The sequence below is a fragment of the Salipiger sp. D13 genome (genome assembly GCF_003703915.1).
GTDB lineage: Bacteria > Pseudomonadota > Alphaproteobacteria > Rhodobacterales > Rhodobacteraceae > Salipiger > Salipiger profundus.
This window is the reverse complement of the sequence record NZ_ML112590.1, coordinates 134,474-159,217: the sequence shown is the minus strand read 5'-3', so window position 1 is coordinate 159,217 and position 24,744 is coordinate 134,474. Positions and strand designations below refer to the sequence as shown.

Genomic DNA, 24,744 nt, shown 5'->3' with positions numbered 1-24,744 from the left:
TCCTTTGCGCCGCGCGGTCCAGACCAGACGAGGGGATCAGACATTTCCATGACCGAACGCTCATTCAGCTCCAGATTGTCCGAACTGCTCCATTTCATCTACCCCGACCTCAACGAGGATATCCTCACGTCGCAGGTTCTCGATGCCTTCTGGCCGGAGGACACGCACCGTCGGAAGAAGCCGCGCAAGCCGGGCAACAACCTCTGGACCCAGCACGACGCGGTGCTCATCACCTACGGCGACACGCTGATCGACGGCCATCACAAGCCGCTCGACCTGATGCATGACTTTCTCGTCAACCACATGAAGGGCGTGGTGAACGGCGTGCACATCCTGCCGTTCTTTCCCTTCACCTCCGACGACGGTTTCGCCGTCACCGACTACCGCAAGGTGAACCCGCAGCTCGGGGAATGGTCGGACATCACGCGGATCGGCTCGGAATTCCACCTGATGTCGGATCTCGTGCTGAACCACGTCTCGAGCCAGGGCGTGTGGTTCAACGCCTACCGGCAGGGCCAGAAGCCCTACGACAAGTTCTTCTTCGAGGCCGACCCGTCGGACGACGTGTCGATGGTGGTGCGGCCGCGCACCACGTCGCTTCTGCAGGAGGTCGAGACCGCCAACGGCACCCGCCATGTCTGGTGCACCTTCAGCCACGACCAGATCGACCTCGACTACCGCAACCCCGATGTGCTGCTCGAGATCCTGCGGATCATCCGGCTGCACATCGACCGGGGCGTGCGCATCATCCGGCTCGACGCCGTGGCCTTCCTCTGGAAGGAGATCGGCACCGCCTGCATCCACCTGCCGCAGACCCACGCGGTGATCCAGCTGCTGCGCCTGCTGATGGATTACACCACCGAGACGGTCATCCTGCTGACCGAGACCAACGTGCCCAAGGCCGAGAACCTCAGCTACTTCGGCCACCGCAACGAGGCGCATGTGGTCTACAACTTCCCGCTGCCGCCGCTGGTGCTGCATGCGATGATGTCGGGCTCGGCGAAATACCTGATCGACTGGCAGCGCACGATGCCGCCGGCGCCGCTTGGTTGTGCCTACCTCAACTTTACCGCCAGCCACGACGGCATCGGGATGCGCCCCGCCGAGGGGCTGCTGCCGCCGCCGGAGATCGGCCAGATCATCGACACCATCCACGAGATCGGCGGAAAGGTCTCCATGCGGTCGCTGCCCGGCGGGGGCGAGGCGCCCTACGAGCTAAACTGCACCTACTTCGAGGCGACGGGCCGGACCTTTGCCGGGGCCGACGACTTCCACATCGAGCGCTTCCTGTGTTCGCAGACGATCCCCATGTCGCTCGAGGGCATCCCGGCGTTCTATATCCATTCAATGCTTGCCACGCCCAACGATGTCGAGGCGGTCGAGCGGCGCGGCATGAACCGCGCCATCAACCGGCACCGCTGGGATTACCCCGAGCTGCAGGAAAAGCTTGCCGATCCCGACAGCGTTCATGCGCGGGTGCTCAAGATGCTCTCGGACCGCCTCAAGCTGCGGGCGGAGCAGCCCGGCTTCCATCCCAACGCCACGCAGTTCACGCTCAACCTCGATCAGCGGATCTTCGGGCTCTGGCGGCAGTCTCTGGACCGGGCGCAGTCGATCTTCACCCTGCACAACGTCAGTGGCGAAACCGTCGAGATCCCGAACGGCGAGCTGAACCTGATCGCGGATGAAACCTGGGTGGACCTGCTCAGCGGTGAGGAGATCCAAGCCGGCCCCGTCGAGATGGCGCCGTACCAGTGTCGGTGGATCACAAACCGCGCCTGATTGAAGGCGATGCGCGTGGATCTAGAAGATACCTATTCGTATCAAATGATTCGCGATCCATTTACCTCCCTTTCGTGGGTGGCCTAATCAATCCACCCGCTTTACGGGAATTGAACACCACGCAGGAACAACCTCGGCCAAAATTCTTAACAGCCGCTTAAAATATTTCTCGCGGCGATATTCACGACTTTTGTTTCCATATTCGTGACAATTGACCACGCGACATCTGGCGGAAGTGTCGTAATTTCCCTTGATTTCCGGTGGAGGTCACCACTCAGGGTGGTTCTCATACGGAAACAATACACGCCAAGGTTTTGAAAACCCCGAGGAACTCGGGCCCTCCGTTGGCGGCTTCCGGAGCGTGGTGTGCCGCCGCCCTGCCACTTTTCCCTTTGAGCGGTCTCAGACGCAGGAGTATTAATTTCCCAAGCCCGACTGGGGGGTGAAGACGATTGGCCACGGGGGCGGCCGTTGAATTGTCAGGCATTCGCGAGAATGCGTTGAGAGCAGTGGGATGCTGGTCCCCTGCCAACGGCAACTCTTCGTCCGCGTCAGGAATGTGGGCAGAGGCGGCCATTCCGACGCACAGCTTGCAGGCATGACGAGCGATTTCATCGGCGGCACCGCTCCGGCGTCGTTGCCGTCCACGCGGCTTGGGGCTTGGCCCCGGTTTGAAGGTATAAGGGTCGAAAATTATGGCTGATCTGGTTCTGGACTGGAGTGCGCTTGGCGCCTACGGCACCAATCTCGACGGGACGACGACCACGGTGGATGCCGGCGGCGTCGCCGTCGGTATCACGTTCACACCGCAGGATGCGGAGGCACAGGCCTTCACCGTCACCTATGACGGCTACGTGCCCGAGGGATCGGACACCGACCCCAACTCGCACCTGAAGCTTTTCGGCGCCGGCGGTGACGGCGGCGGCTCGGTGTCCTCGACCTCGACCACCGTGCTCGACTTCAGCGCCACGGATGATGCCTATGGCGACGAGGTCCAGAACGTCTCGTTCATCCTCAACGACGTCGACAGCGGCACGGGCGGCGACCTTGCCGACCTCGCCGAGTACAACGGCGGTGGCACGGTCGAGTCTGACTGGCAGGACAACGTCACCATCCTCGCCTATGACGCCGAGGGCAACGCCGTCGACGTAACCATGAACGTTCTCGGTGGGGCAACCTCGGTCTCGGGCGACACTGCCACCGGCAGCGGCACCACCGACTTCGCCGAGCAGGACGGCACGCTGCAAGTCTCCATCGCGGGGCCGGTGAGTTCGATCGAGATCGTCTACGCCAACGGCGGCAACGCCACCCAGGGCGTGCTCGTCTCGGACGTGTCCTTCTCGACCACCGACTACGGTGACATGGGCCCGATCGCCGAGGACGACACCGCCACCACCGACGAGGACGTGGCCGTCACCATCGACGTGCTTGCCAACGACAGCGATCCGGAGGGGCAGGCGCTCACCGTGACCTCGGCCACCGCGACCAACGGCACCGTGACGATCAACAACGACAACACGCTGACCTTCACGCCCGATGCCGACTACAACGGCCCGGCCGAAATCGTCTACACCGTCGAGGATCCCGACGGGAACACCGCGACCGGCAACGTCGACGTGACCGTCGAGCCGGTGAACGACGCGCCCGTCGCGACCGATGACACGGTCGGCACCGACGTGGGCGTGGCGGTGACGCTGGATCCGACCACGAACGACACCGACGTCGACGGCGACCCGCTGACCGTGACCGACGTGACCGAGCCGGGCAACGGCACCGCCGTCATCAACGAAGACGGCACCGTGACCTACACCCCCGACGAGGGCTTCACCGGCGAGGACACGATCACCTACACCGTCGACGACGGCAACGGCGGCACCGACACGGCCGACATCATCGTGACCGTGGGCGACGACACCGTTCCTCCGACCGGCAACACCCCGCCCGATGCGGTGGATGACATCTACAGCACCACCGGCGTTTCTCCGGCCACCTTCGACCCGACGCTGAACGACACCGATCCGGACGGCGATCCGCTGACCATCACCTCGGTCGGCGATGCGCCCAACGGCGAGGTCACGCTGAACGAGGATGGCACCGTGACCTTCGTCGCGGACGAGGGCTTCACCGGCTACGACAGCTTCACCTACACGATCACCGACGGCAACGGCGGCGAAGACAGCGCCTATGTCAACGTGGAGGTGCTGCCCTGCTTCACGCCGGGCACGCTCATCGCGACGCCGCAGGGCGAGCGCCTCGTCGAGGATCTCGAGGTCGGCGACCGGGTCATCACCCGCGACAACGGCATCCAGGAGATCCGCTGGATCGGCCGCAAGGAGCTGACCGGCCACCAGCTGGCGCGCAAGCCGCACCTGAGGCCTGTGCTGATCCAGCAGGGCGCGCTTGGCAAGAACCTGCCCGAGCACGACCTTCTCGTATCGCCGAACCACCGGGTGCTCGTCGCCAACGACAAGACGACGCTCTACTTCGAAGAGCGCGAAGTTCTCGCCGCGGCGAAGCATCTTACCGGGCTCGAAGGCGTGGACGAGGTCGACACGCTCGGCGTGACCTACATCCACATGATGTTCGACGCCCACGAGGTCGTGCTGTCGAACGGCGCTTGGAGCGAAAGCTTCCAGCCGGGCGACCTGTCGCTGCGCGGCATCGGCGAGGAACAGCGTCAGGAGATCTTCGAGCTCTTCCCCGAGCTGGAGCATGCCGAGGGTCTCAAGGCCTACGGCTCGGCGCGTCGCTCTCTGAAGAAGCACGAGGCACAGCTTCTGACCAGCTGAGACCATGTTCCGGAACGAATATGCAGCTCGTTCCGGTGCACCTCGACCCTGCACTTGGAACGACCATGGGAAACGGGGCGGCGCAGGCGGCCCCGTTTTTCCATTGTCTGCCGGATTTCTTGAGACGGCTTGTGGCGCGTGGCGTTATCGGACGCATGTCCGGAGCCCGCCCGCGCCACTTCAGCGACGGGGCGGGCAGCCGGCAATAGGTCAGCTGTTGCCGGAGCCGGTGAAGCGCGCCGCGTCCGCGGCCGCGCGGCGGATGGCGTTCGACTTGTGAACGGTCTCCATGTACTCGGCCTCGGGGTCGCTGTCGTAGACGACGCCGCCACCGGCCTGGATGTAGAGCTTCTCGTCCTTCACGATGGCGGTGCGCAGGGCGATGCACATGTCCATGTCGCCGCCCGCCGAGAAGTAGCCCACACCACCGCCGTAGACGCCGCGCTTTTCCGGCTCCAATTCGTCGATGATCTCCATCGCGCGGACCTTGGGCGCACCGGAAACCGTGCCGGCGGGCATCCCCGCGAAAAAGGCCGACAGCGCGTCCTGATCGTCGGCAAGCTCGCCCACGACGTTCGAGACGATGTGCATCACGTGGCTGTAGCGCTCGATGATGAACTTCTCGGTCGGTCTCACGGTGCCGATCTTCGACACCTTGCCGGTATCGTTGCGGCCGAGGTCCAGCAGCATGAGGTGCTCGGCCAGTTCCTTCTTGTCGGCCAGAAGATCGGCTTCGAGCGCTCGGTCCTCCTCGGGAGTGGCGCCCCGGGGCCGCGTGCCGGCGATCGGGCGGATCGTGACCTCGCGCCCGAAAACCCGCACGAGGATCTCGGGGCTCGCGCCGATCACCTGGAAGCCGCCGAAGTTGAAGTAGAACATGAACGGCGACGGGTTGGTGCGCCGCAGGCTGCGGTAGAGCGCGAAGGGCGGCAGCGGAAAGGGCTGGGTCCAGCGCTGCGCCGGCACCACCTGGAAGATGTCGCCCTTGCGGATGTAGTCCTTGGCCGTCTCCACGGCGGCCTTGTAGCTCTCGCGCGTGAAGTTCGAAACCGGCTCGCCGGCCTCATGCGCCTCGCCGAGATCGCGGCTGGCCTGCGGAAGCGCACGCTCGAGGTCGCGCACCGCGTCCATCACGCGCTCGGCGGCGCGGGCATAGGCCGCCCGGGCCGAAACACCGTCCTGCACCCAGGCCGGCGCGACCACGGTAACCTCGCCCTTGACGCCGTCGAGCACCGCGACCACGGAGGGCCGCAGCATCAGCCCGTCGGGCAGGCCGAGCGGATCGGGGTTCACGTCGGGCAGCTTCTCGACAAGCCGGATCATGTCGTAGCCGAGGTAGCCGAAGAGCCCGGCGGACGACTGCGGCAGATCCTCGGGCAGCTCGATGCGGCTTTCCTCGATCAGCGCCCGCAACGCGGTCAGCGGATCGGTCTCGACCTCCTCGAAGGCGTCGGGATCGAAGCGCGCCTGCCGGTTCAGCGCGGCCGTTTCGCCGTGGCACTTCCAGACCACGTCGGGCTTCATCCCGATGATCGAGTAGCGCCCGCGCACCTCGCCGCCGGTCACCGACTCGAGCATGAAAGCGTCCTTCTGGGCGCCGGTGAGCTTGAGCATCAGCGACACCGGCGTGTCGAGATCGGCCGCAAGCCGGGCGTAGACCACCTGGTTGCGGCCGGCCTCGTAGGCGGCGGCGAAATCGTCGAACGCGGGAACGAGCGTGGCCATGTCTGACGCCTTACCGGAAGTTGCTGAGCACGGCGTTGATCGCCGACTGGTCGATGGTGACGCCCGCGCGGCTCTGGATGTCGGCGTTGAGCGCGTTGAAGAGGTCCTGCGACACGCTGTTCGCGGCACGATCCCGCAGCAGGTTGCCAAGCTGTGCGACCTGCGGCTCGTCGGCGTTCACCGGCGTGATCGTGTCGAGACGCACGACAAGCGCCTCGCCCGCGCCGGGCACCACGCGCACCTCGGCGGGGTCCATGTCGAAGGCCGCCTCGAGCACCGCACGCGGCAGGCCATCGATCTGGGCGTTGCGGGTCAGGCCGGTTTCCTCGACCGGGTCCAGCCCCGATTCCTCGAAGGAGCCGTCGCCGGAGAGTGCCGGAACCAGATCCTGCGCCTGAGCGACAAGGGCCTCCTGTGCCTGTTCCTGCTCCCAGAGTGTCTCGACGCGATCGCGCACGTCCTCGAAGGGAGCGGGGGCGGGTTCGCGCAGTTCGTCTAGCCGAAGCGCGAAGATGCCTCCGTCGCCCAGCGTTTCGATGGCCGGGTAATCGTCGCGGGTCACCGCCTGCGCCGCCTCGCGGAAGGTCTCGTAGCCGGCGATGCCGCTGTCGCTCTCGGCGGTCCAGTCGATCTGTCCAAGCTCCATCTCGGTGTCGCTCGCCAGTTCCTCGAGCGTGGCGCCACCGGCGAGCTCGTCGTCGATGTCCTGCGCCATGCCCTCGATCACGCGGCGGGCGCGGTCGAAGACCAGCGCGTCGCGCAGATCGGGCACCGCGTCCTCGAAGGAAGTCTCCTGCGCCGCCAGAACGCCGTTCACGCGGTAGAGTGCGGGCCCGAGCGGCGAGGGCGCCGGGCCGACCACATCTCCAACCTCGGCGGAGAAAACCGGCTCGCCGGCCTCGTTAAGCGAGGCACGGGTGACGTCGCCCATGTCGGTGTCGGCCAGAACGAGGCCGCGGTCCTCGACGATGGTCTCGAAGTCCGCGTCGCCCGAGGAAATGCGGTCCATCGCCGCCTGCGCTTCGCTCTCGTCCGAGAACACGAGACGTTCGACAAGGCGCCGTTCGGGCATGTTGAACTCGTCGTGACGCTCTTCGTAGGCGGCGCGCAGCGTGTCCTCGTCGATCTCGACGGTGTCGACGATCATTTCCGGGGTGATCCACGCGTAGGTGATCGCCTTGGTCTCGGGCAGGGTGAACTGCTCGATGTTGTCCTCGTAGAACGCGCGCAGCGTGTCCTCGTCGGCGACCGGCAGGCCGGTGTTCAGCGCGTCGCGGCCGAGCGTCGCCCAGGTGAAGGCACGGGTCTCGCCCACGTAGGACAGCAGCGTGTCGACGTAGGTGTCGGGCAGCGAGACGCCGGAAAGCACCGCGCCCTGCAGGATCGAGCGGGCGCTGTCGCGGCGCAGGTTCTCTTCGAATTCGCCCTCGTTCAGCCCGGCGTTGCGCAGCGCGTAGGCATAGGCGTCGCGGTCGAAGCTGCCGTCCGAGCCGCTGAACGCGTCGATGTTGCGCAGCGCCTCGGCGACACGCTCGTCGCCGACCGAGAGGCCCATGCGCTTGGTCTCGTCCTCGAGCGCGGCGTTGGTGACGACCTGCGACAGGACGCGGTTGGTGACGCCCTGCTGGCGGGCCTGCTCGACGGTCATGGGCTGGCCGGTCTGGGCCTCCATCGAGCGCATCTCGCTTTGCAGCGCCCGCGTGTATTCTGCCGTGGTGATCTCGGTGTCGCCGACGCGGCCGATTTCGCCGACGCCGCCGCTGAAGTTGACCGTCCCGAAGGCGCCGAAGCCCACGAAGGAGGCGATGAGGATCGCCCAGACGATATATTTCGTGATGCCGCCTTTGCCGCGCGCCATGTGCTGCCTCTTCCCCGATGGTTTCTGGCGCCCGTGTCTACGCCGGGGCGTCCGCCCCCGCAAGGGGCCAGTCCAGCGCGGAAAGCCGGTCGAACAGTGTCGTGATCCCGGCGGCATCCAGGTTCGCGAAGGCAAAGCGGAAATGGCGCGCGCCGTCCGCGTCATCCTCGGGCATGAACATGGTGCCGGGCAGGGCGAGCACGCCCGCCTCGTGGACCAGCCGCCGCCCGAGCACGTCCGAGCTTTCGGCAAACGGATGCTCGACATAGGCGAAGTAGGCGCCAAGGCCCTTGAGCTTCCAGCCCTTTGCCGCAAGCTTCGGGAACTGCTCGGAGATCGCGCGTCCGCGGGCAAGGATCTCGTCCCGTTCGCCGGCCACCCATTGCGCGAGATTCTCGAGCCCCCATAGCGCGGCGATCTGGCCGAGCTGCGGCGCGCAGATCGCGACCGTATCCTGGAACTTCTCGATCTCCTGAAGCAGCGAGGGCGCGGCGACGATGGCGCCGACGCGATGCCCTGTGAGACGGTAGGCCTTGGAGAAGCTGTAGAGCTGGATCAGCGTCTCTTCGTGCCCCTCGCGCGACAGCAGGTCGTGGGGGGCGCCGCTGCGGCTGTCGAAGTCCTTGTAGGTCTCGTCGACGATCAGCTTCAGCCCATGCTGGCGGGCGAGATCGTAAAGCTCGGCCAGCGTTTCCGCGGGGTATTCCACGCCGCCGGGGTTGTTGGGCGACACCAGCACGATGGCGCGGGTGCGCTCGGTGATGAGCGCCCGCGCGGTCTCGGCACGGGGCAGAAGCCGGTCGTCTGTGGGCAGCGGGATGCTGCGGACGCCCTGCATGTCGAGCCACATTTTATGGTTGAAATACCATGGTGTTGGAAGAAGAACTTCATCCCCTTCTCCGGCAATGGCCGCAAGCGTCGCTGCAAAGGCCTGATTGCAGCCGGCAGTGATCGCGATGTTATCAGCGCGGACGGTGGCGTCGTAATGTGCGCTCCAGTGCCGCGCGAGTGCTTCCCGCAGGGCCGGCAGGCCGAGCACCGGTCCGTAGAGATGCGTCTCGGGCCGTTCCATCGCCTCGGCCATCGCGCGCCGCAGGGCCGCGGGCGGCGGGTCGACCGGCGCCGCCTGGCTCACGTTCACGAGCGGACGGTCGGCGGGAAAGCTCACCCCCTCGATCCAGCGTTTGGCCTCGGGAACGGGCGGGGTAAAGGTCGATTGCGTGCGGCTGGGCTGGGGCATGGTCACATGGTCCGGATTAAATGTCGCGGCACGCTAACAGCCCGTCCGGGCAAGGGAAAGAGCCGCCCCATCTTCCGACGCATCATAGGCCGAACGGGCGGCGCGGATGCGGTCATGGTTGCGGTCTGCCCAGTCGGTGAGCGCCGCGATCGGGTCCAGCGCCGAGCGGCCGAGCTCGGTCAGACGGTATTCGACCGACGGCGGTTTGGTGGCGAACACCTCGCGGGCGACGAGCCCGTCGCGTTCCAGCTGGCGCAGCGACTGCGTCAGCATCCTCTTCGAGATGTCGCCCACCTGTCGCTGCAACGCCGAAAAGCGCCGGGGCCCCGGGATCAGCGCGATGAGCAGCAGAAGCGTCCACTTCTGACCAACGCGGTCCAGCACATCGCGGACCGGGCAGGCAGCGGCATCCTCCGGGGCGCCCTCGAACTGCAGGAAGGGCACGAGCGCTTCCGGCACGGGTGGGTTACCTGCATGTTCCCTGGTCATCGAAAAGTGCCTCCTTTACCGGCTTTGAATGGCGGTCTACATTTGAGACCATGTTGCAAACATAGCCCAAATTCGGCAGTTCGGAAAGGACAACACCATGACCATCAAGTATCTCGTGACAGGCGCGTCGGGTCAGCTGGGCGCGCTCGTGATCGATGCGCTCCTCGCGCGTGTACCGGCGGAAGAGATCGGCGCCCTGGTGCGCCGCAGCGAAGCGGCCGCGCCGCTCGAGGCCAAGGGCGTCTCGGTGCGCATCGCCTCCTATGACGATGCGGCGGCGCTCGAGACGGCGTTCGCCGGAGTGGAGCGGCTGCTGCTGATTTCTTCCAGCGAGGTGGGCCAGCGCGCGGCACAGCATGGCAGGGTCATCGAGGCAGCGAAGACCGCTGGCGTTGGCTTTATCGCCTACACCTCGATCCTCAACGCGGACAGCTCGCCGCTCAAGGTCCTTCCGGTCGAACATGTTGCCACCGAGACGGCGCTCGCGGCTTCCGGTCTGTCCTACGCCTTGCTCCGCAACGGCTGGTATACCGAGAACTACGTGATGGGTGCGGGTGCGGCACTGGAGCATGGCGCGCTCATCGGCGCCGCCGGAGAGGGGCGTATCAGTTCGGCCGCGCGCAAGGACTATGCCGAGGCTGCCACCGCCGTTCTGACCGGCGATCTGCCCGAAAGCGGCACGATTTACGAGCTTGCGGGCGATGACAGCTACACGCTTGCGGAATTCGCAGCCGCGCTGTCCGAAGCCGCCGGCAAGACCGTGCCCTACGTGAACATGTCCGAGGCAGAGTATGCCGCCGCGCTGACCGGCGCCGGGCTGCCCGGGCCGGTGGCGGAGATGCTCGCGGACAGCGATCGCGGCGCCTCCGAAGGCGGGCTCTTCAGCGATGACAAGACGCTGTCCACGCTCATCGGACGCGCGACGACCCCTTGGCGCGAGACGCTGAAAGCGGGGCTCTGAAACGAAGACGGGGCGCGGTGATCAACCGCGCCCCGATATTCCGTCGTGCCTTGGGAGAGCCCTACGTACGGCTCTGTGCATTGTGTCAGTCCGAGGTGCCCCGATAGGGTTTGACGTATTGCAGCGCCATGTCCCACGGGAAGAAGATCCAGGTGTCCTGGCTGACCTCGGTGATGTAGCTGTCGACCATCGGCTTGCCCTTCGGCTTGGCGTAGACCGTGGCCACGTGGGCCTTTGGCAGATGCTCGCGCACCACTTCGAGCGTGCGGCCGGTGTCGACCAGGTCGTCGATGATCAGGACACCGGTGCCGTCGCCCATCACTTCCATGTCCGGGAACTTGATGACCCGGGGTTCAGCCTGCGTCTGGTGGTTGTAGCTCTTGACCGAGATCGTGTCGACGAGCCGGATGTCGAGCTCGCGCGCGATGATCATCGCCGGGGCCATGCCGCCGCGGGTGATCGCCACGACCGCCTTCCAGCCGCCGTCGTCGGGACCGTGCCCCTGCATGCGCCACGCCAGCGCACGTGCGTCTCGGTGAAGCTGGTCCCAGCTGACGTGGAACCCTTTCTCGTGCGGCAACCGGTCCATGTTCCTGCGTCCTCTCGCTCAGGCCTTGGTTATGTCGGGCGCGTCGACCGCCTTCATGCCCACGACATGATAGCCCGCGTCCACGTGGTGAGTCTCGCCCGTCACGCCGGACCCGAGATCCGAGAGAAGGTAGAGCGCGGAGCCGCCCACGTCCTCGATGGTCACGTTGCGCCGTAGCGGCGAGTTGTATTCGTTCCACTTCATGATGTAGCGGAAATCGCCGATGCCGCTTGCCGCCAGCGTCTTGATCGGGCCGGCCGAGATCGCGTTGACGCGGATGCCGTCCTTGCCGAGGTCCTCGGCGAGATAGCGCACGGAGGCCTCGAGCGCGGCCTTGGCGACGCCCATCACGTTGTAGTGCGGCATGATCCGCTCGGCGCCGTAGTAGGTCAGCGTGAGCGCGGCACCACCGTTGCTCATCATCTTCTCGGCGCGCTGCATGACGGCCGTGAAGGAGTAGACCGATATGTCCATCGTCATCGCGAAGTTGTCGCGCGAGGTGTCGACGTAGCGGCCGCGCAGCTCGGACTTGTCCGAGAAGCCGATGGCGTGGACGATGAAGTCCAGCCCGTCCCAACGCTCGCCGAGACCTTCGAAGAGCGCGTCGATCGAGGCTTCGTCGCCGACGTCGCAGGGCAGCACGATGTCCGAGCCGAGTTGCTCGGCCAGCGGGCCGACGCGCTTCTTTAGCGCCTCGCCCTGGTAGGAGAAGGCAAGCTCGGCGCCCGCGTCCCGCAGGGCCTTTGCAATGCCCCAGGCAATCGACTTGTCGTTGGCGAGGCCCATGATGAGACCGCGCTTGCCCGCCATCAGAGTGTTTGACATTCCCTTCCCCCAACCGGCATTTCTGTTTCCGCAACCCTTTAGGGCAAGCCCGTGGGGGCTTCAAGGGTTCGCGCCCGCCAGCGCCTCTCGACTGCGACTGCCGGGCCTCACTAAGGAGAAAGCAGTCATGTCCGACCGGACCGGTATATTTGCGGGCGACGATCCCTTCGCGATCGCGCGCAGCTGGCTTGCCGAGGCCGAAACCCACGAGCCGAACGATCCCAACGCCATCGCACTGTCGACCGTGGACGCGGACGGCCTGCCGAACGCCCGCATGGTGCTGTTGAAGGAGATCGAGGACGATGCCTTTGTCTTCTACACCAACTACGACAGCGCCAAGGGGCAGGAAATCGCTGAGAGCGGCAAGGCCGCCTTTGTGATGCATTGGAAATCCCTGCGGCGCCAGATCCGCGTTCGCGGTATGGTTGAGCGCGAGGACGGGCCGCAGGCCGATGCCTACTACAACTCGCGTTCGCTGAAGTCGCGACTGGGGGCTTGGGCGTCGCAACAGTCGCAGCCACTCGCCTCTAGGGCTGCATTGATGGCAGAGGTCGCCAAGGTAACCGCAACGCAGGGACCGTCGCCGAAGCGACCGCCGTTCTGGGGGGGCTTCCGGATCACGCCTGTCGAGATCGAGTTCTGGGCCGATGGCGCCTTCCGGTTGCACGACCGATTTGTCTGGCGCCGGCGGAACCCCGCCGATGCATGGGTCGTCACGCGCCTCAACCCGTGAATTTCACGTCGCGTGAATTGCATGTGGTCACAAAATAAAGGGTTCTGAGGCTTGCATTCCCACCTCCGCTCGTCGAAAGAGAGGAGTGAGGGATACGTTAGAAGATCAATGGAAACGCAGTTGAAACAGCATGACGACGAGGGACAGAAGGTCCTCGGGAAGGTGAAGTGGTTCGATCCCGTGAAGGGATTTGGATTCGTGATCGCCGATGAAGGCGGTCCCGACATCCTGCTGCATGCCAACGTCCTGCGCAATTTCGGCCAGAGTTCCGTCGCGGACGGCGCTCACGTAGAGGTTGTGGTACAGAGGACAGAACGCGGCATCCAGGCCACCGAAGTTCTCAGTATAGAACCACCCGAAATGCCGACCGGAGCGCCGCTTGCCGACTTCGAGGGCATCGACCCCGACGTCATGCGCGCCGCACCGCTCGAGCCGGCCCGGGTCAAATGGTTCGACAAAGCAAAGGGTTTCGGCTTTGCCAATGTCTTCGGCAAGCCCGAAGACGTGTTCATCCACATCGAGGTCCTGCGTCGCTCAGGTCTCGCCGATCTGCAGCCGGGCGAGGCGCTCGGAATCCGCAAGATCGACGGCAAGCGCGGGCTCATGGCCACCGAGGTATGTGCATGGGAAGCCGCACTTACGCAGTCCTGATCTCTGCCGCCGCGCTTGTGGCAGGCCCCGCCGCGAGCGCATGCCGCGACGACACGCTCTGGCTGCGTGGCGACTGGGGCACGGCGCGGTTCAACGTGGCGGTCGCCGATGATGCCGGCGAGCGCGCGCAGGGGCTGATGAACGTCGAGAAGATGCCGGCGGCTGCGGGCATGCTCTTCGTCTACGACCGCGAGCGTCCGGTGTCCTTCTGGATGAAGAATACGCTGATCCCGCTCGACATGATCTTCGCCGACGCCGAGGGCAGGGTGGTCGCGATCCACGAGAACGCCATCCCGCACGACGAGACCCCGATCCCGAGCGGCGCACCGTCGCAATACGTGCTCGAGATCAACGGCGGTCTCGCGTCGACCCTCGGCATCGAGGTCGGCAGCGAAATGAAGCATCCCGCGATCGAGGCCGCCGCCTGGCCCTGCGGGTGATTTCGCACTTTTCAAATCTCGGTTCCGCTTGTATGCGGTCCCGTGTCGGGGCGTAGCGCAGCCTGGTAGCGCGTCTGTTTTGGGTACAGAAGGTCGTGAGTTCGAATCTCGCCGCCCCGACCAACCCACCTTCCACAAGATATTGATGTGACCCGCAGCGGCGCAGGCGTTGCCGGAGCCCCGAGTCGCGTCCGATACGCCGTTTTTCGGCATTATCCCGGCGAAACAGGGTGTTGCAGCAAGGGCGCACTGCCTTTTCCGACATGTCCCCAGCCTTGCAGCACGCGCGGAAGGAGACTGTGGATAAGCCCGACGCAAAGAGCGGTTACGTGACGTCTCTGCGAAAGCGGCCGGTGGATCACCATGTGGATGAAATTCGAACATTCCATACACTTGGTATGCGGCGAAGTCTGACCTCCCAATTATGTGCGGGAGCCGTCCAGAAAAGCGTTGACCGTCCCGGCGCTTTTGCGTCAGGTTGTGGGGGCCGGACGAGAGCGCACAACATGTAGTGGCCATCGGCGGGGACAGTCAGAAGCGACAGCATCAGCGCGAGTCACGGAGACGGGTATCAACCGTCGCCGAACGGTCTGTCTTTCCCTGTGGCCGGCACGGATTTTGGCACAGCTGAAGGCAGAGGCAGCGATGAAGATCGACAGGAAATACACCACGGCAGGCCAGGACGCATATGCGGGCATCGAGTTCGTCACCACGAGCTCGGAAATCCGCAATCCCGACGGCAGCACGGTCTTCAAGCTCGACACGCTCGAGGTTCCCGCGAAGTGGAGCCAGGTCGCGTCGGACGTCATCGCGCAGAAATACTTCCGCAAGGCCGGCGTTCCGACCGAGCTCAGGAAGGTCGCCGAAGACGACGTGCCCGAGTTCCTCTGGCGCTCGGCCCCGGCCTCCAAGGACACGCCCCGCACCGGTGAAACCTCTGCCAAGCAGGTCTTCGACCGACTCGCCGGTGCCTGGGCCTACTGGGGCTGGAAAGGCGGCTACTTCTCGACCGAGGCCGACGCGCAGGCCTACTACGACGAGATGCGCCACATGCTGGCCAGCCAGACCGCAGCGCCCAACTCGCCGCAGTGGTTCAACACCGGCCTGCACTGGGCCTACGGCATCGACGGTCCGGGGCAGGGTCACTACTACGTCGACCACGTGACCGGGAAGCTCACCAAGTCGAAGTCGGCCTACGAGCACCCGCAGCCGCACGCCTGCTTCATCCAGTCCGTGAGCGACGACCTCGTGAACGAGGGCGGCATCATGGACCTGTGGGTGCGCGAGGCGCGGCTCTTCAAGTATGGCTCCGGCACCGGCACCAACTTCTCGAGCCTGCGCGCCGAGGGCGAGAGCCTCTCGGGCGGCGGCAGGTCGTCGGGTCTCATGGGCTTCCTCAAGATCGGTGACCGCGCCGCGGGCTCGATCAAGTCGGGCGGCACCACGCGCCGCGCGGCCAAGATGGTGATCTGCGATGCTGACCACCCGGACATCGAGGACTTCATCAACTGGAAGGTCAAGGAAGAGCAGAAGGTCGCGAGCATCGTCGCCGGCTCGAAGATGCACGAGCAGATGCTCAACGGCATTTTCGCCGCGATCCGCAACTGGGACGGGCTCGAGGCCGACGCCTACGAGGCCAACGCCAACCTCGGCCTGAAGAAGGCGATCCGCGAGGCGAAAAAGGTCGCGATCCCCGAGACCTACATCAAGCGCGTGCTCGACTACGCACGGCAGGGCTACGCCTCGATCGAGTTCCCCACCTATGACACCGACTGGGACTCCGAGGCCTATGCCACGGTTTCGGGCCAGAACTCGAACAACTCGATCCGCGTGACCGACGCCTTCCTCGAAGCCGTCCGCGAAGGCAAGCCGTGGGAGCTGATCCGCCGCACCGACGGCACGGTCGCCAAGACCGTCGACGCCCGCGAACTGTGGGAGCAGATCGGCCACGCGGCCTGGGCCTGCGCCGACCCGGGCATCCAGTTCCACGACACCGTCAACGCCTGGCACACCTGCCCGGAAGACGGGGAGATCCGTGGCTCGAACCCGTGTTCGGAATACATGTTCCTCGACGACACGGCCTGCAACCTCGCGTCGATGAACCTGCTGACCTTCCTGAAGGACGGCCGCTTCGACGCCGAGACCTACATGCACGCCACGCGCCTGTGGACCCTGACGCTGGAAATCTCGGTTCTGATGGCGCAGTTCCCGTCCAAGGAAATCGCGCAGCGGTCCTATGATTTCCGCACGCTGGGTCTTGGCTATGCCAACATCGGCGGCCTGCTGATGAACATGGGCTACAGCTATGACAGCGACGAGGGCCGGGCGCTTTGCGGCGCGCTCACCGCGATCATGACCGGCGTGTCCTACGCGACCTCGGCCGAGATCGCGGGCGAGGTGGGTACCTTCCCGGGCTACGAGCGCAACGCCGATCACATGCTGCGCGTCATCCGCAACCACCGCACCGCCGCCTACGGCAAGACCGATGGCTACGACGGCCTCGCGGTGAAGCCGGTCGCGCTCGATCACGGCAACTGCCCCGATGCGGCGCTTGTGGCGCTGGCGAAATCGTCGTGGGACGAAGCGCTGCGGCTCGGTGAGCAGAACGGCTACCGCAACGCGCAGGTCTCGGTGATCGCGCCGACGGGCACCATCGGGCTTGTCATGGACTGCGACACCACGGGCATCGAGCCGGACTTCGCGCTGGTAAAGTTCAAGAAGCTCGCGGGCGGCGGTTACTTCAAGATCATCAACCGCTCGGTGCCCGGCGCGCTGGAAAAGCTCGGCTACAGCTCGGCCGAGATCGAGGAGATCGTCGCCTACGCTGTGGGTCACGGATCGCTCGGCAACGCGCCCGGCATCAACCACACGGCGCTGATCGGCCACGGCTTCGGGCCCGCGCAGATCGAAAAGGTCGAATCCGCGCTCGCCACCGCCTTCGACATCCGCTTCGTCTTCAACCAGTGGACGCTGGGCGAGGAGTTCTGCCAGGAGGTGCTCGGCATCCCGGCGGAAAAACTCATCGACCCGACCTTCGACCTGCTGCGCCACCTTGGCTTTTCGAAGCAGGACATCGAGGCCGCCAACGACCACGTCTGCGGCACCATGACCCTCGAGGGCGCACCGCACCTCCGGGACGAGCACCTGTCGGTCTTCGACTGCGCCAACCCCTGCGGCAAGAAGGGCAAGCGTTACCTCTCGGTGGAAAGCCACATCCACATGATGGCCGCCGCGCAGAGCTTCATCTCGGGCGCGATCTCGAAGACGATCAACATGCCGAACGCCGCCACCGTCGAGGACTGCCAGGCCGCCTACGAGCTGTCGTGGTCGCTGGGGGTCAAGGCGAACGCGCTCTACCGCGACGGCTCGAAGCTGAGCCAGCCGCTCGCCTCGGCGCTGATCGAGGATGACGACGACGCGCTCGAAGTGCTCGAGAGCGGCTCGCCGCAGGAGAAGGCGCAGGTCATCGCCGAGAAGATCGTCGAAGAGGTGGTCATCAAGGAGGTTGTGCGGGCCGGTCGGACCAAGATGCCCGAGCGCCGCAAGGGCTACACCCAGAAGGCGGTTGTCGGAGGCCACAAGGTCTACCTGCGCACCGGCGAATACGAGGACGGCGCGCTTGGCGAGATCTTCATCGACATGCACAAGGAAGGCGCGGGCTTCCGGGCGATGATGAACAACTTCGCCATCGCGGTGTCGGTCGGTCTGCAATACGGCGTGCCGCTCGAGGAGTTCGTCGACGCCTTCACCTTCACCAAGTTCGAGCCCGCGGGCATGGTGCAGGGCAACGACAGCATCAAGAACGCCACCTCGATCCTCGACTACATCTTCCGCGAGCTGGCGGTCAGCTATCTCGACCGGACAGACCTTGCGCATGTGAAACCGTCGGGGGCGACCTTCGACGACCTCGGCCGCGGCGAGGAAGAGGGCGTGTCGAACGTCTCCGAGCTGTCCGAGACCACGGCGGCCCGGTCGATCGAGATGCTCAAGCAGATCTCGTCCACCGGTTACCTGCGCAAGCGGCTGCCGCAGGAACTCGTGGTGCTTCAGGGCGGTGCGCAGACCGGCACCCACGGGTCTGGCGCTGCACAGACCGCCGGTGCCGCGCAGAGCACGGTGGCGACGCTGTCGTCGTCGGGCTCGGCCATGGCGATGGATGCCCGTGCCAAAGCCCGGATGCAGGGCTACGAAGGCGAGGCCTGCGGCGAATGCGGCAACTACACGCTGGTGCGCAACGGCACCTGCATGAAGTGCAACACCTGCGGGTCGACCTCGGGCTGCAGCTGAGCCACTCGCAAAGCAAGATGATGCAGAAAGGTCCCCGGACGCGGGGCCCTTTTTCATTTGATGGTCAGGCGCAACGTGAAGGGATCGTGGCTCGGCTTCCGGAACAGCTGGAAGACGTTGACCTGATAATCGCGGCGATCGGTGCCGAAGGTCAGCTCGTCGCGGCAGTCCGCGATGCCGGGGACCGTAAAGCAGGTGTTGTCGCTACCGAAGATCTGCAGGCGCGCGCTTTGGCCGGAACCGGCGCCGAAGGTGAAGCAACGGGGCTCACCGTCGATGACCTGGCCTTTGACCTCACCGGCAGATGCGCCCGGCGCGAAGCGGATTTCTGAGCAGGCGGCAGAGGCGGAGGACGCGGCGAGAAGGCCGCCGAGGAGCAGAAGAACAAGACGCATGAGAAACGCTTTCGGGGATGTGGATGAAGAAAAGACTTGTTTGGAAGTGCCTCTAAAATCCCACGCATCCACGCGCCTGGTCAAGACCCTAAGAAACCGTTTGATCAGCGTACGAAATCAAGAAATAGCCTGATCCTTCAGCGCCTTGCGGGTCACTTTTCCATTGGGGTTGCGGGGCAGGGCATCGACGCGCACGAAGGCCCTCGGTTGCTTGTAGCGCGCCAGCCGGTCGGCGGCGGCGGCCTTCAGCGCATCCTCATCGAGCTCTGACTCGGCCACGTAGAAGGCGGCGATGATGCTGACGCCCTCCTTGATCGCGATGTCGGTGACGCCGATCTCGACGATGCCCGGCAGGTCGGCAAGCGCCGCCTCTACCTCGAGCGGAGAGACCCGGTAGCCGCCGGCGTTCATCATGTCATCCCCACGGCCGAGATAGGTGATCTCGCCCGTGTCATCCATCGCGCCTTGATCCCCCGTCAGGAACCAGTCACCGGCAAAGCGGGCAGCGGTCTCCTCGGGCGCGCCGATGTAGCCCAGCATGAGGCCGGGGTCGGAGCGGTGAACGGCGATCATGCCGGGTGTGCCTCGCTCGACCGGCAGGTGATCTTCGCCGAGGATGGCGACGCGACGTCCGGTTTGCGGACGACCAAGCGTGCCGGGCGTGACCGGATGATCGGGCGAAGACGACACGAAGGTCGAGCATTCGGACATGCCGAAGGCCTCGTAGATCTCGGTGCTCGTGGCCTCGCGCCAAGCCTCGCGGATCGGTGCGGCCAGCTTCTCGCCGGCGGCAAGGCCGTGGCGCAGCTTCGGCATCGGCGGCACGGGATACTTCAGGAGTTGCCTGTAAACACCCGGAGCCGCTGCAAAAATGGTCGCGTCGTTACGCTTCAGAAGCAGCGGGATCTGTGCCGGGTCGGTGCCGGCGGCGGGGATCAACGCGGTCGCGCCCATCGTCCAAGGGTCCATCAGACCGGTGCCCAGCGTATAGGTCCAGTTGAAAGCACCCGCGTGCAGCAGGCGGTCGCTCGGGCGCAGGCCGTACCAGCCCTGCATCATCATCTGTCGCGCCCATATGGCGCGATGCGCATGACCGACCGCGCGCGGCGTTCCCGAAGTGCCGGAGGTATAGATGATGTAGGCAAGCCGCCCTGGATCGCCCATGTCATATTCAGCGGGCGGCAGATCGTGCCAGCTTTCGAAATCCGCCGAGCCGAAAACGGGCAGGTCGGTTTCTGGGCACGCAATATCGTCACCGCGCAGAATTGCCTTGGGGCCGAGATGCGCGATCATGGGCGCGACCTCGCGCGCGGTGAGCTGCGAGGATGTCGGAACCGGCACCATTCCGGCAGCGATGGCACCGAGGTAGGCAATGGGAAAGTCGACGGTGTTGCCAAGCCGCAAGAGGACGCTATCCCCGGGCTCCAGCCCCGCCTGCAGAAGCCCCGTGGCGGTCCCGCGTACGGCCGCGGTCAGCCGTCCATAGGACCAGCGCGCGGCGCCGGTCGGCTTCACGACCGACAGGGCGATCTTGTCAGGCGTCGCCTCACCGGCTGCAAGGACGTGAGCGGCGAGGTTGAAGGGCTGGGGGCAGGGCGCGAACGGCCCTTCGTCGAATTCCGAGATCATGCAAAGGGATTAGGTCCGCGCGGGCGCTGTTGCAAGCCCGGGACCCCGGTCCTATAGGATTGCGCATGTCGCGCGACCCCAAAACCCTGATCCGGCTGGCCCGGGAAACCGGCGAGGATGCCTCGGCCGAACCGCTTGATCTGGGAGCGCGGGTGCGGGAACTGCGCAAGGCGCGCGATTGGACGCTCGAGCAGGCGGCAAAGCAGGCGGGGCTTGCGCGCAGCACGCTGTCGAAAATCGAAAATGGTCAGATGTCTCCGACCTTCGACGCGCTCAAGAAGCTCGCCGTGGGGCTCGGTATCGGCGTGCCGCAGCTGTTTACGCCCCCCAAAAAGGACCAGGTGTCGGGGCGCATGGTTCACACCCGCGACGGCGAAGGGCTTCATCAGGCGACGGTGACCTACGAGCACGAGCTGTTGGCCGAAAGCCTGACGAAGAAGAAGATGCTTCCCTACCGCGCGCGCGTGCGGGCACGGAGCATGGAAGAGTTCGACGGTTGGGTCCGCCACGACGGCGAGGAGTTCCTCTACGTCCTCACCGGGGTCATCCGGCTCTACACGGAGTTTTACGAACCCATCGAGATGAAACGAGGCGACAGCGCCTATTACGACGCGAGCATGGGCCACAACGTCGTCTCGGTCAGCCCCGAGGATGCGACGATCCTCTGGGTTACCTCGCTGGGCTGAACGCCTGTTTCAGGCGACCTTCTGTCGGACCGGCTCGGGCAGGCTTTCGGCAAAGAACAGGTCCTGAACCTCGACCAGCGCTTCCGCGTAGGTCAGATCATGCCGCTCTGCTACATGCCGTGCCACGTGATCGAGATCGGGCGGCGGCGCTGACAGGATGTCAGGGTCGGTGTCGGGGAAACGGTCCTGCAACCGCTGCGACGCGCGGTTCCAGTTCCGGGTGATGCGGTTCCAATCCATATAGCTCATACCTTCGCAACGCATGTCGCGTCCCTCCGTTCCGGTTGTCTGGACCGGAAGCGGAAACCCGCAAAAAAGCCGCGGGGCCGGGGCCCCGCGGCAGAATGCGTTGTGAAGTCTTAAGGTCGCCTTATCAGCGCTCGGGCAAAAGCCCGCGCGGGGCGAACCGCAGCACCACCAGCAGGATCACCCCCATGGTCAGCAGCCGCATGTGCTGCACGCTGCCCAGAAGATGCGCCTTGATGGCCGAACCATCGGCCATGCCCGAGGTGACGACGCTCATCAGCCACTGGCCCATCGGCTCGACCTGCACCCAGAGGAACCAGATCAGGAAGCCGCCCAGCACCGCGCCAAGGTTGTTGCCCGACCCGCCGACGATCACCATCACCCAGATCAGGAAGGTGTAGCGCAGCGGCTGGTAGCTCGAAGGCGTGAGCTGTCCGTCGAGCGTGGTCATCATCGCGCCGGCGATGCCGCAGAGCACCGAGCCAAGGATGAACACCTGCAGGTGCCGCGCGGTGACATCCTTGCCCATCGCCTCGGCGGCTTCCTCGTTGTCGCGGATCGCGCGCATCATGCGGCCCCAGGGCGATTTCAGCGCAAGCTGAGCCAGCACCAGAAGCACCACGAGAACCACGGTGAACAGCACCGAGTAGCCGAGCTTGACGTAGAGGGTCGAGGCAGTCGTCGGATCGAGCCCGAGCCCCGCCGCGCTCTCGACGAAGCCGGGGTCGTTCTGCAGGTCGATCTCGTAGGGCACCGGGCGCGGCAGGCCGATCACGTTCTTCACGCCGCGCGACAGCCAGTCCTCGTTCTTCAGCACCGCGATGATGATCTCGGCGATGCCCAGCGTGGCGATGGCGAGGTAGTCCGATCGCAGCCCCAGCGCGGTCTTGCCGATCACCCAGGCCACGCCCGCGGCGAGCAGGCCGCCCACCGGCCAGGCCAGCAGCACCGGCAGGCCGAGCCCGCCGAGGAAGCCGGTCGCGGCAGGGTCCACGGCCTCGACCGCCTCGACGCCGGGGTCGAGGATGGCGCGGTAGACGAAGAACCCCGCGATGGCGATCGCCGCCACGGCCCAGCCGCGGCGCCCCCGCCGCAGGCGTTTCCAGGCGGCCACGCAGGCGGCGATGGCGGCGAGCCCGAAGAGCAGCGCGCCCAGCACACGCCAGCCGCCGGCGGACCAGGCGGCGGGCACCGGCGTCTCCGAGGTCAGCACCACGGCAAGCCCGCCGAGCGCCACGAAGCCCATGACGCCCACGTTGAACAGCCCAGCGAGGCCCCATTGCAGGTTGACCCCCAGCGCCATGATCGCGCTCACCAGCCCCATGTTCAGGATGATCAGCGCAGAGTTCCAGCTCTGCATGAAGCCGGTGCCGAGGATCAGCACGGCGACGAGGGCGAAGAGACCGAGCGTCCTCATACCGATTTCCCCTTGAAGAGACCCGTGGGCCGGAACAGCAGCACGATGATCAGGATCACGAAGCTGACGGCGAACTTGTAGTCGGTGGACATGAGCTGCACGAGTCCCGACGGCTCGAGGCTTTCGGGCAGCATGTAGGACAGCACCTTCTTCCACGCGTAGGTGATGCCGACCTCCGAGAAGGCGATGATGAAGCCGCCCGCGATGGCGCCCAGAGGGCTGCCCAGGCCGCCGACGATGGCGCTTGCGAAGATCGGCAGCAGCAGCTGGAAGTAGGTGAACGGCTTGAAGCTCTTGTCGAGCCCGTAGAGCGTGCCGGCGACGGTCGCCAGCGCCGCGACGATCAGCCAGGTCACCATCACCACGCGTTCCGGGTTGATGCCGGAAAGCAGCGCCAGGTCCTCGTTGTCGGAATAGGCGCGCATGGATTTGCCGGTGCGGGTGTGGTTGAGGAACCAGAACAGCAGCGCCACGACGATCACCGCGGTGATCAGCGTGATGCCCTGCGTCGACTTCAGGGCGAGCCCCTCGTCGAGGCCGGTCATCTCCTTGAACTGCCGGGCATTGATGATGAAGCGCTCACCATCGGCGAAACGCTGGTCGTCGGGGCCGATGATGAAGCGCGTCACGCCGTTGTAGATGAACATCACGCCCATCGACACGATCACGAGGATCACCGGCTTGGCCTTCTGCTCGCGGTAGAAGCGGTAGACGAAGCGGTCGGTGAGCAGCACCAGCAGCGCCGCCCCGGCGATGCCGGCGGGAATGGCGAGCAGGGCGGTCGGCAGCGGCCCGAGGCTCACGCCCATGGCCTGCAACCCCCATGTCGCGAGGATCGTCACCATGGTGCCGATCGCCATCGTGTCGCCATGGGCGAAGTTGGAGAACCGCAGGATGCCGTAGATCAGCGTCACCCCGAGCGCGCCGAGCGCAAGCTGGCTGCCGTAGGCGATCGCTGGGATCAGCACGAAGTTCGAAAGCGCCACGAGGGCGTTGAGGAAGTCCATCAGGGCCGCCCTCCGCAGGGTCCGCTGCCGCGCGGGTCGTCCGCGAGCCGGCGGCAGGCCGGACCAAAGGTCGTTGTCATCTCGGAATACATCTCGTCGGGGCCTCCTCGCTCAGCCGCCAAGGAAGCTGCGGCGCACCTCGGCGTCGGCCAGCAGCTCCTTGCCGGTGCCGGTGTGGGCGTTACGGCCCTGGACCAGCACGTAGCCCTTGTCGGCGATCTCCAGCGCCTGGCGCGCGTTCTGCTCGACCATCAGCACCGGCAGCCCGGTGCGGGCGACCTCGATGATCCGGTCGAAGAGCTCGTCCATGACGATGGGGCTCACGCCGGCGGTGGGCTCGTCGAGCATCAGCACCTTGGGCTGGGTCATCAGCGCGCGGCCCACGGCCACCTGCTGGCGCTGCCCGCCCGACAGCTCGCCCGCCGCCTGCCGGCGCTTTTCCTTCAGGATCGGGAACAGCTCGTAGACCTGGTCCATCGTGCTCCGGAAATCGTCGTCGCGGATGAAGGCCCCCATCTCGAGGTTCTCCTCGACGGTCATCGACGTGAAGATGTTGTGCGTCTGCGGCACGAAGCCCATGCCCTTGCGCACGCGCGCCTGCGGCGTGAGCTCGGTGATGTCCTCTCCGTCGAGCCGCACCGCGCCCTCGCGCAGCGACAGCATGCCGAAGACCGCCTTCATCGCGGTCGATTTGCCGGCCCCGTTGGGACCGACGATCACCGCGATCTCGCCGCGGTCGACGGCGATCGTGCAGGCGTGCAGGATGTCCGCGCCCCGACCGTAGCCGCCGGTCATCGCCTCACCGATCAGGAACGGACCCGCCGGCGCCGGATGCGCCTTGCCGCCCTCGTTCACCGGCATCGCGCTGCCCATGCCGTCCGCGTTGGCGATCGAGCGGTCGCGATTGCCGCGATCATCGTAAACGCCGCTGCTCATGCGCCCGCCTCTTCTTCTCTTTGAAAATACCTCGGGGGTGTGGGGGCAGCGCCCCCACC

At 65.6% G+C, this 24,744-nt stretch carries 20 protein-coding genes and 1 tRNA gene; 9 read left to right on the top strand and 12 right to left on the bottom strand.

Annotated features, from left to right (window positions below):
* Positions 1–48 precede the first annotated feature (48 nt).
* Positions 49–1,782, top strand: coding sequence for a sugar phosphorylase (locus tag D6860_RS00730; RefSeq protein ID WP_076624586.1), 1,734 nt, complete (start codon positions 49–51; stop codon positions 1,780–1,782).
* A 695-nt stretch (positions 1,783–2,477) separates the two neighbouring features.
* Positions 2,478–4,571 carry an Ig-like domain-containing protein gene (locus tag D6860_RS00725; RefSeq protein WP_076624587.1) on the top strand — a complete coding sequence of 698 codons (2,094 nt, stop codon included), beginning with the start codon at positions 2,478–2,480 and terminating at the stop codon, positions 4,569–4,571.
* Between the two features lie 210 nt (positions 4,572–4,781).
* On the opposite strand, the gene trpE is transcribed toward D6860_RS00725, so the two are convergent.
* Genes trpE through D6860_RS00705 form a run of 4 tightly spaced genes read right to left on the bottom strand, consistent with a single transcriptional unit; the run spans position 4,782 to position 9,883 of the window.
* On the bottom strand, positions 4,782–6,296 hold the full coding sequence (gene trpE, locus D6860_RS00720) for an anthranilate synthase component I (RefSeq protein WP_076624588.1): 1,515 nt from the start codon (positions 6,294–6,296) through the stop codon (positions 4,782–4,784).
* A gap of 10 nt (positions 6,297–6,306) precedes the next feature.
* On the bottom strand, positions 6,307–8,154 hold the full coding sequence (locus D6860_RS00715; RefSeq protein WP_076624589.1) for a SurA N-terminal domain-containing protein: 1,848 nt from the start codon (positions 8,152–8,154) through the stop codon (positions 6,307–6,309).
* A 37-nt stretch (positions 8,155–8,191) separates the two neighbouring features.
* A complete protein-coding gene (locus D6860_RS00710; protein WP_076624590.1) occupies positions 8,192–9,394 on the bottom strand; it encodes an aminotransferase in 1,203 nt (400 codons plus the stop codon).
* Between the two features lie 33 nt (positions 9,395–9,427).
* Entirely contained in the window at positions 9,428–9,883 is a 456-nt protein-coding gene (locus D6860_RS00705) for a winged helix-turn-helix transcriptional regulator (protein ID WP_110688238.1), read from the bottom strand.
* A 97-nt stretch (positions 9,884–9,980) separates the two neighbouring features.
* On the opposite strand from D6860_RS00705, the gene D6860_RS00700 reads away from it, so the two are divergent.
* A complete protein-coding gene (locus D6860_RS00700; protein WP_076624591.1) occupies positions 9,981–10,844 on the top strand; it encodes an SDR family oxidoreductase in 864 nt (287 codons plus the stop codon).
* A gap of 85 nt (positions 10,845–10,929) precedes the next feature.
* Here D6860_RS00700 and gpt read toward each other — a convergent pair whose 3' ends face one another.
* Both gpt and fabI read right to left on the bottom strand, forming a co-directional pair.
* Positions 10,930–11,433, bottom strand: a complete 504-nt coding sequence (gene gpt, locus D6860_RS00695; protein WP_017468222.1) for a xanthine phosphoribosyltransferase — start codon at positions 11,431–11,433, stop codon at positions 10,930–10,932.
* Between the two features lie 18 nt (positions 11,434–11,451).
* Positions 11,452–12,258, bottom strand: coding sequence for an enoyl-ACP reductase FabI (gene fabI / locus D6860_RS00690; protein ID WP_076624592.1), 807 nt, complete (start codon positions 12,256–12,258; stop codon positions 11,452–11,454).
* 127 nt (positions 12,259–12,385) lie between these two features.
* On the opposite strand from fabI, the gene pdxH reads away from it, so the two are divergent.
* The 5 genes from pdxH (at position 12,386) to D6860_RS00665 (ending at position 18,369) form a co-directional block, all read left to right on the top strand.
* Positions 12,386–12,991, top strand: a complete 606-nt coding sequence (gene pdxH, locus D6860_RS00685) for a pyridoxamine 5'-phosphate oxidase (RefSeq protein WP_076624593.1) — start codon at positions 12,386–12,388, stop codon at positions 12,989–12,991.
* Between the two features lie 108 nt (positions 12,992–13,099).
* Positions 13,100–13,642, top strand: a complete 543-nt coding sequence (locus D6860_RS00680; protein WP_017469226.1) for a cold-shock protein — start codon at positions 13,100–13,102, stop codon at positions 13,640–13,642.
* Positions 13,615–14,082 carry a DUF192 domain-containing protein gene (locus D6860_RS00675; RefSeq protein WP_076624594.1) on the top strand — a complete coding sequence of 156 codons (468 nt, stop codon included), beginning with the start codon at positions 13,615–13,617 and terminating at the stop codon, positions 14,080–14,082. Before D6860_RS00680 ends, D6860_RS00675 begins: the two co-directional genes overlap by 28 nt.
* A gap of 46 nt (positions 14,083–14,128) precedes the next feature.
* A tRNA-Pro gene (locus tag D6860_RS00670) sits at positions 14,129–14,205 on the top strand.
* A gap of 522 nt (positions 14,206–14,727) precedes the next feature.
* On the top strand, positions 14,728–18,369 hold the full coding sequence (locus D6860_RS00665) for a vitamin B12-dependent ribonucleotide reductase (protein ID WP_083697869.1): 3,642 nt from the start codon (positions 14,728–14,730) through the stop codon (positions 18,367–18,369).
* Positions 18,370–18,422: 53 nt separating this feature from the next.
* Here D6860_RS00665 and D6860_RS00660 read toward each other — a convergent pair whose 3' ends face one another.
* Together D6860_RS00660 and D6860_RS00655 are read right to left on the bottom strand one after the other, a co-directional pair.
* Positions 18,423–18,764, bottom strand: a complete 342-nt coding sequence (locus D6860_RS00660; RefSeq protein ID WP_017466984.1) for a hypothetical protein — start codon at positions 18,762–18,764, stop codon at positions 18,423–18,425.
* Positions 18,765–18,881: 117 nt separating this feature from the next.
* Complete coding sequence (locus D6860_RS00655; RefSeq protein WP_017466985.1) at positions 18,882–20,393, bottom strand: class I adenylate-forming enzyme family protein; 1,512 nt, start codon at positions 20,391–20,393, stop codon at positions 18,882–18,884.
* 65 nt (positions 20,394–20,458) lie between these two features.
* Between D6860_RS00655 and D6860_RS00650 the strand changes: the two genes are divergently transcribed.
* Positions 20,459–21,079 (top strand): helix-turn-helix domain-containing protein, encoded by a 621-nt coding sequence (locus tag D6860_RS00650; RefSeq protein WP_076624595.1) that lies wholly within the window; start codon positions 20,459–20,461, stop codon positions 21,077–21,079.
* A gap of 9 nt (positions 21,080–21,088) precedes the next feature.
* Here the strand turns inward: D6860_RS00650 and D6860_RS00645 are convergent, their stop codons facing one another.
* The 4 genes from D6860_RS00645 to D6860_RS00630 form a co-directional block, all read right to left on the bottom strand.
* On the bottom strand, positions 21,089–21,328 hold the full coding sequence (locus tag D6860_RS00645; RefSeq protein WP_076624596.1) for a hypothetical protein: 240 nt from the start codon (positions 21,326–21,328) through the stop codon (positions 21,089–21,091).
* Between the two features lie 124 nt (positions 21,329–21,452).
* The gene (locus D6860_RS00640) at positions 21,453–22,742 is read right to left on the bottom strand and encodes a branched-chain amino acid ABC transporter permease (protein ID WP_076624597.1); all 1,290 of its coding nucleotides are present in this window, start codon (positions 22,740–22,742) and stop codon (positions 21,453–21,455) included.
* Entirely contained in the window at positions 22,739–23,749 is a 1,011-nt protein-coding gene (locus D6860_RS00635; RefSeq protein WP_076624598.1) for a branched-chain amino acid ABC transporter permease, read from the bottom strand. Before D6860_RS00635 ends, D6860_RS00640 begins: the two co-directional genes overlap by 4 nt.
* Positions 23,750–23,860: 111 nt before the next feature.
* On the bottom strand, positions 23,861–24,685 hold the full coding sequence (locus tag D6860_RS00630) for an ABC transporter ATP-binding protein (RefSeq protein ID WP_076624599.1): 825 nt from the start codon (positions 24,683–24,685) through the stop codon (positions 23,861–23,863).
* Positions 24,686–24,744 lie beyond the last annotated feature (59 nt).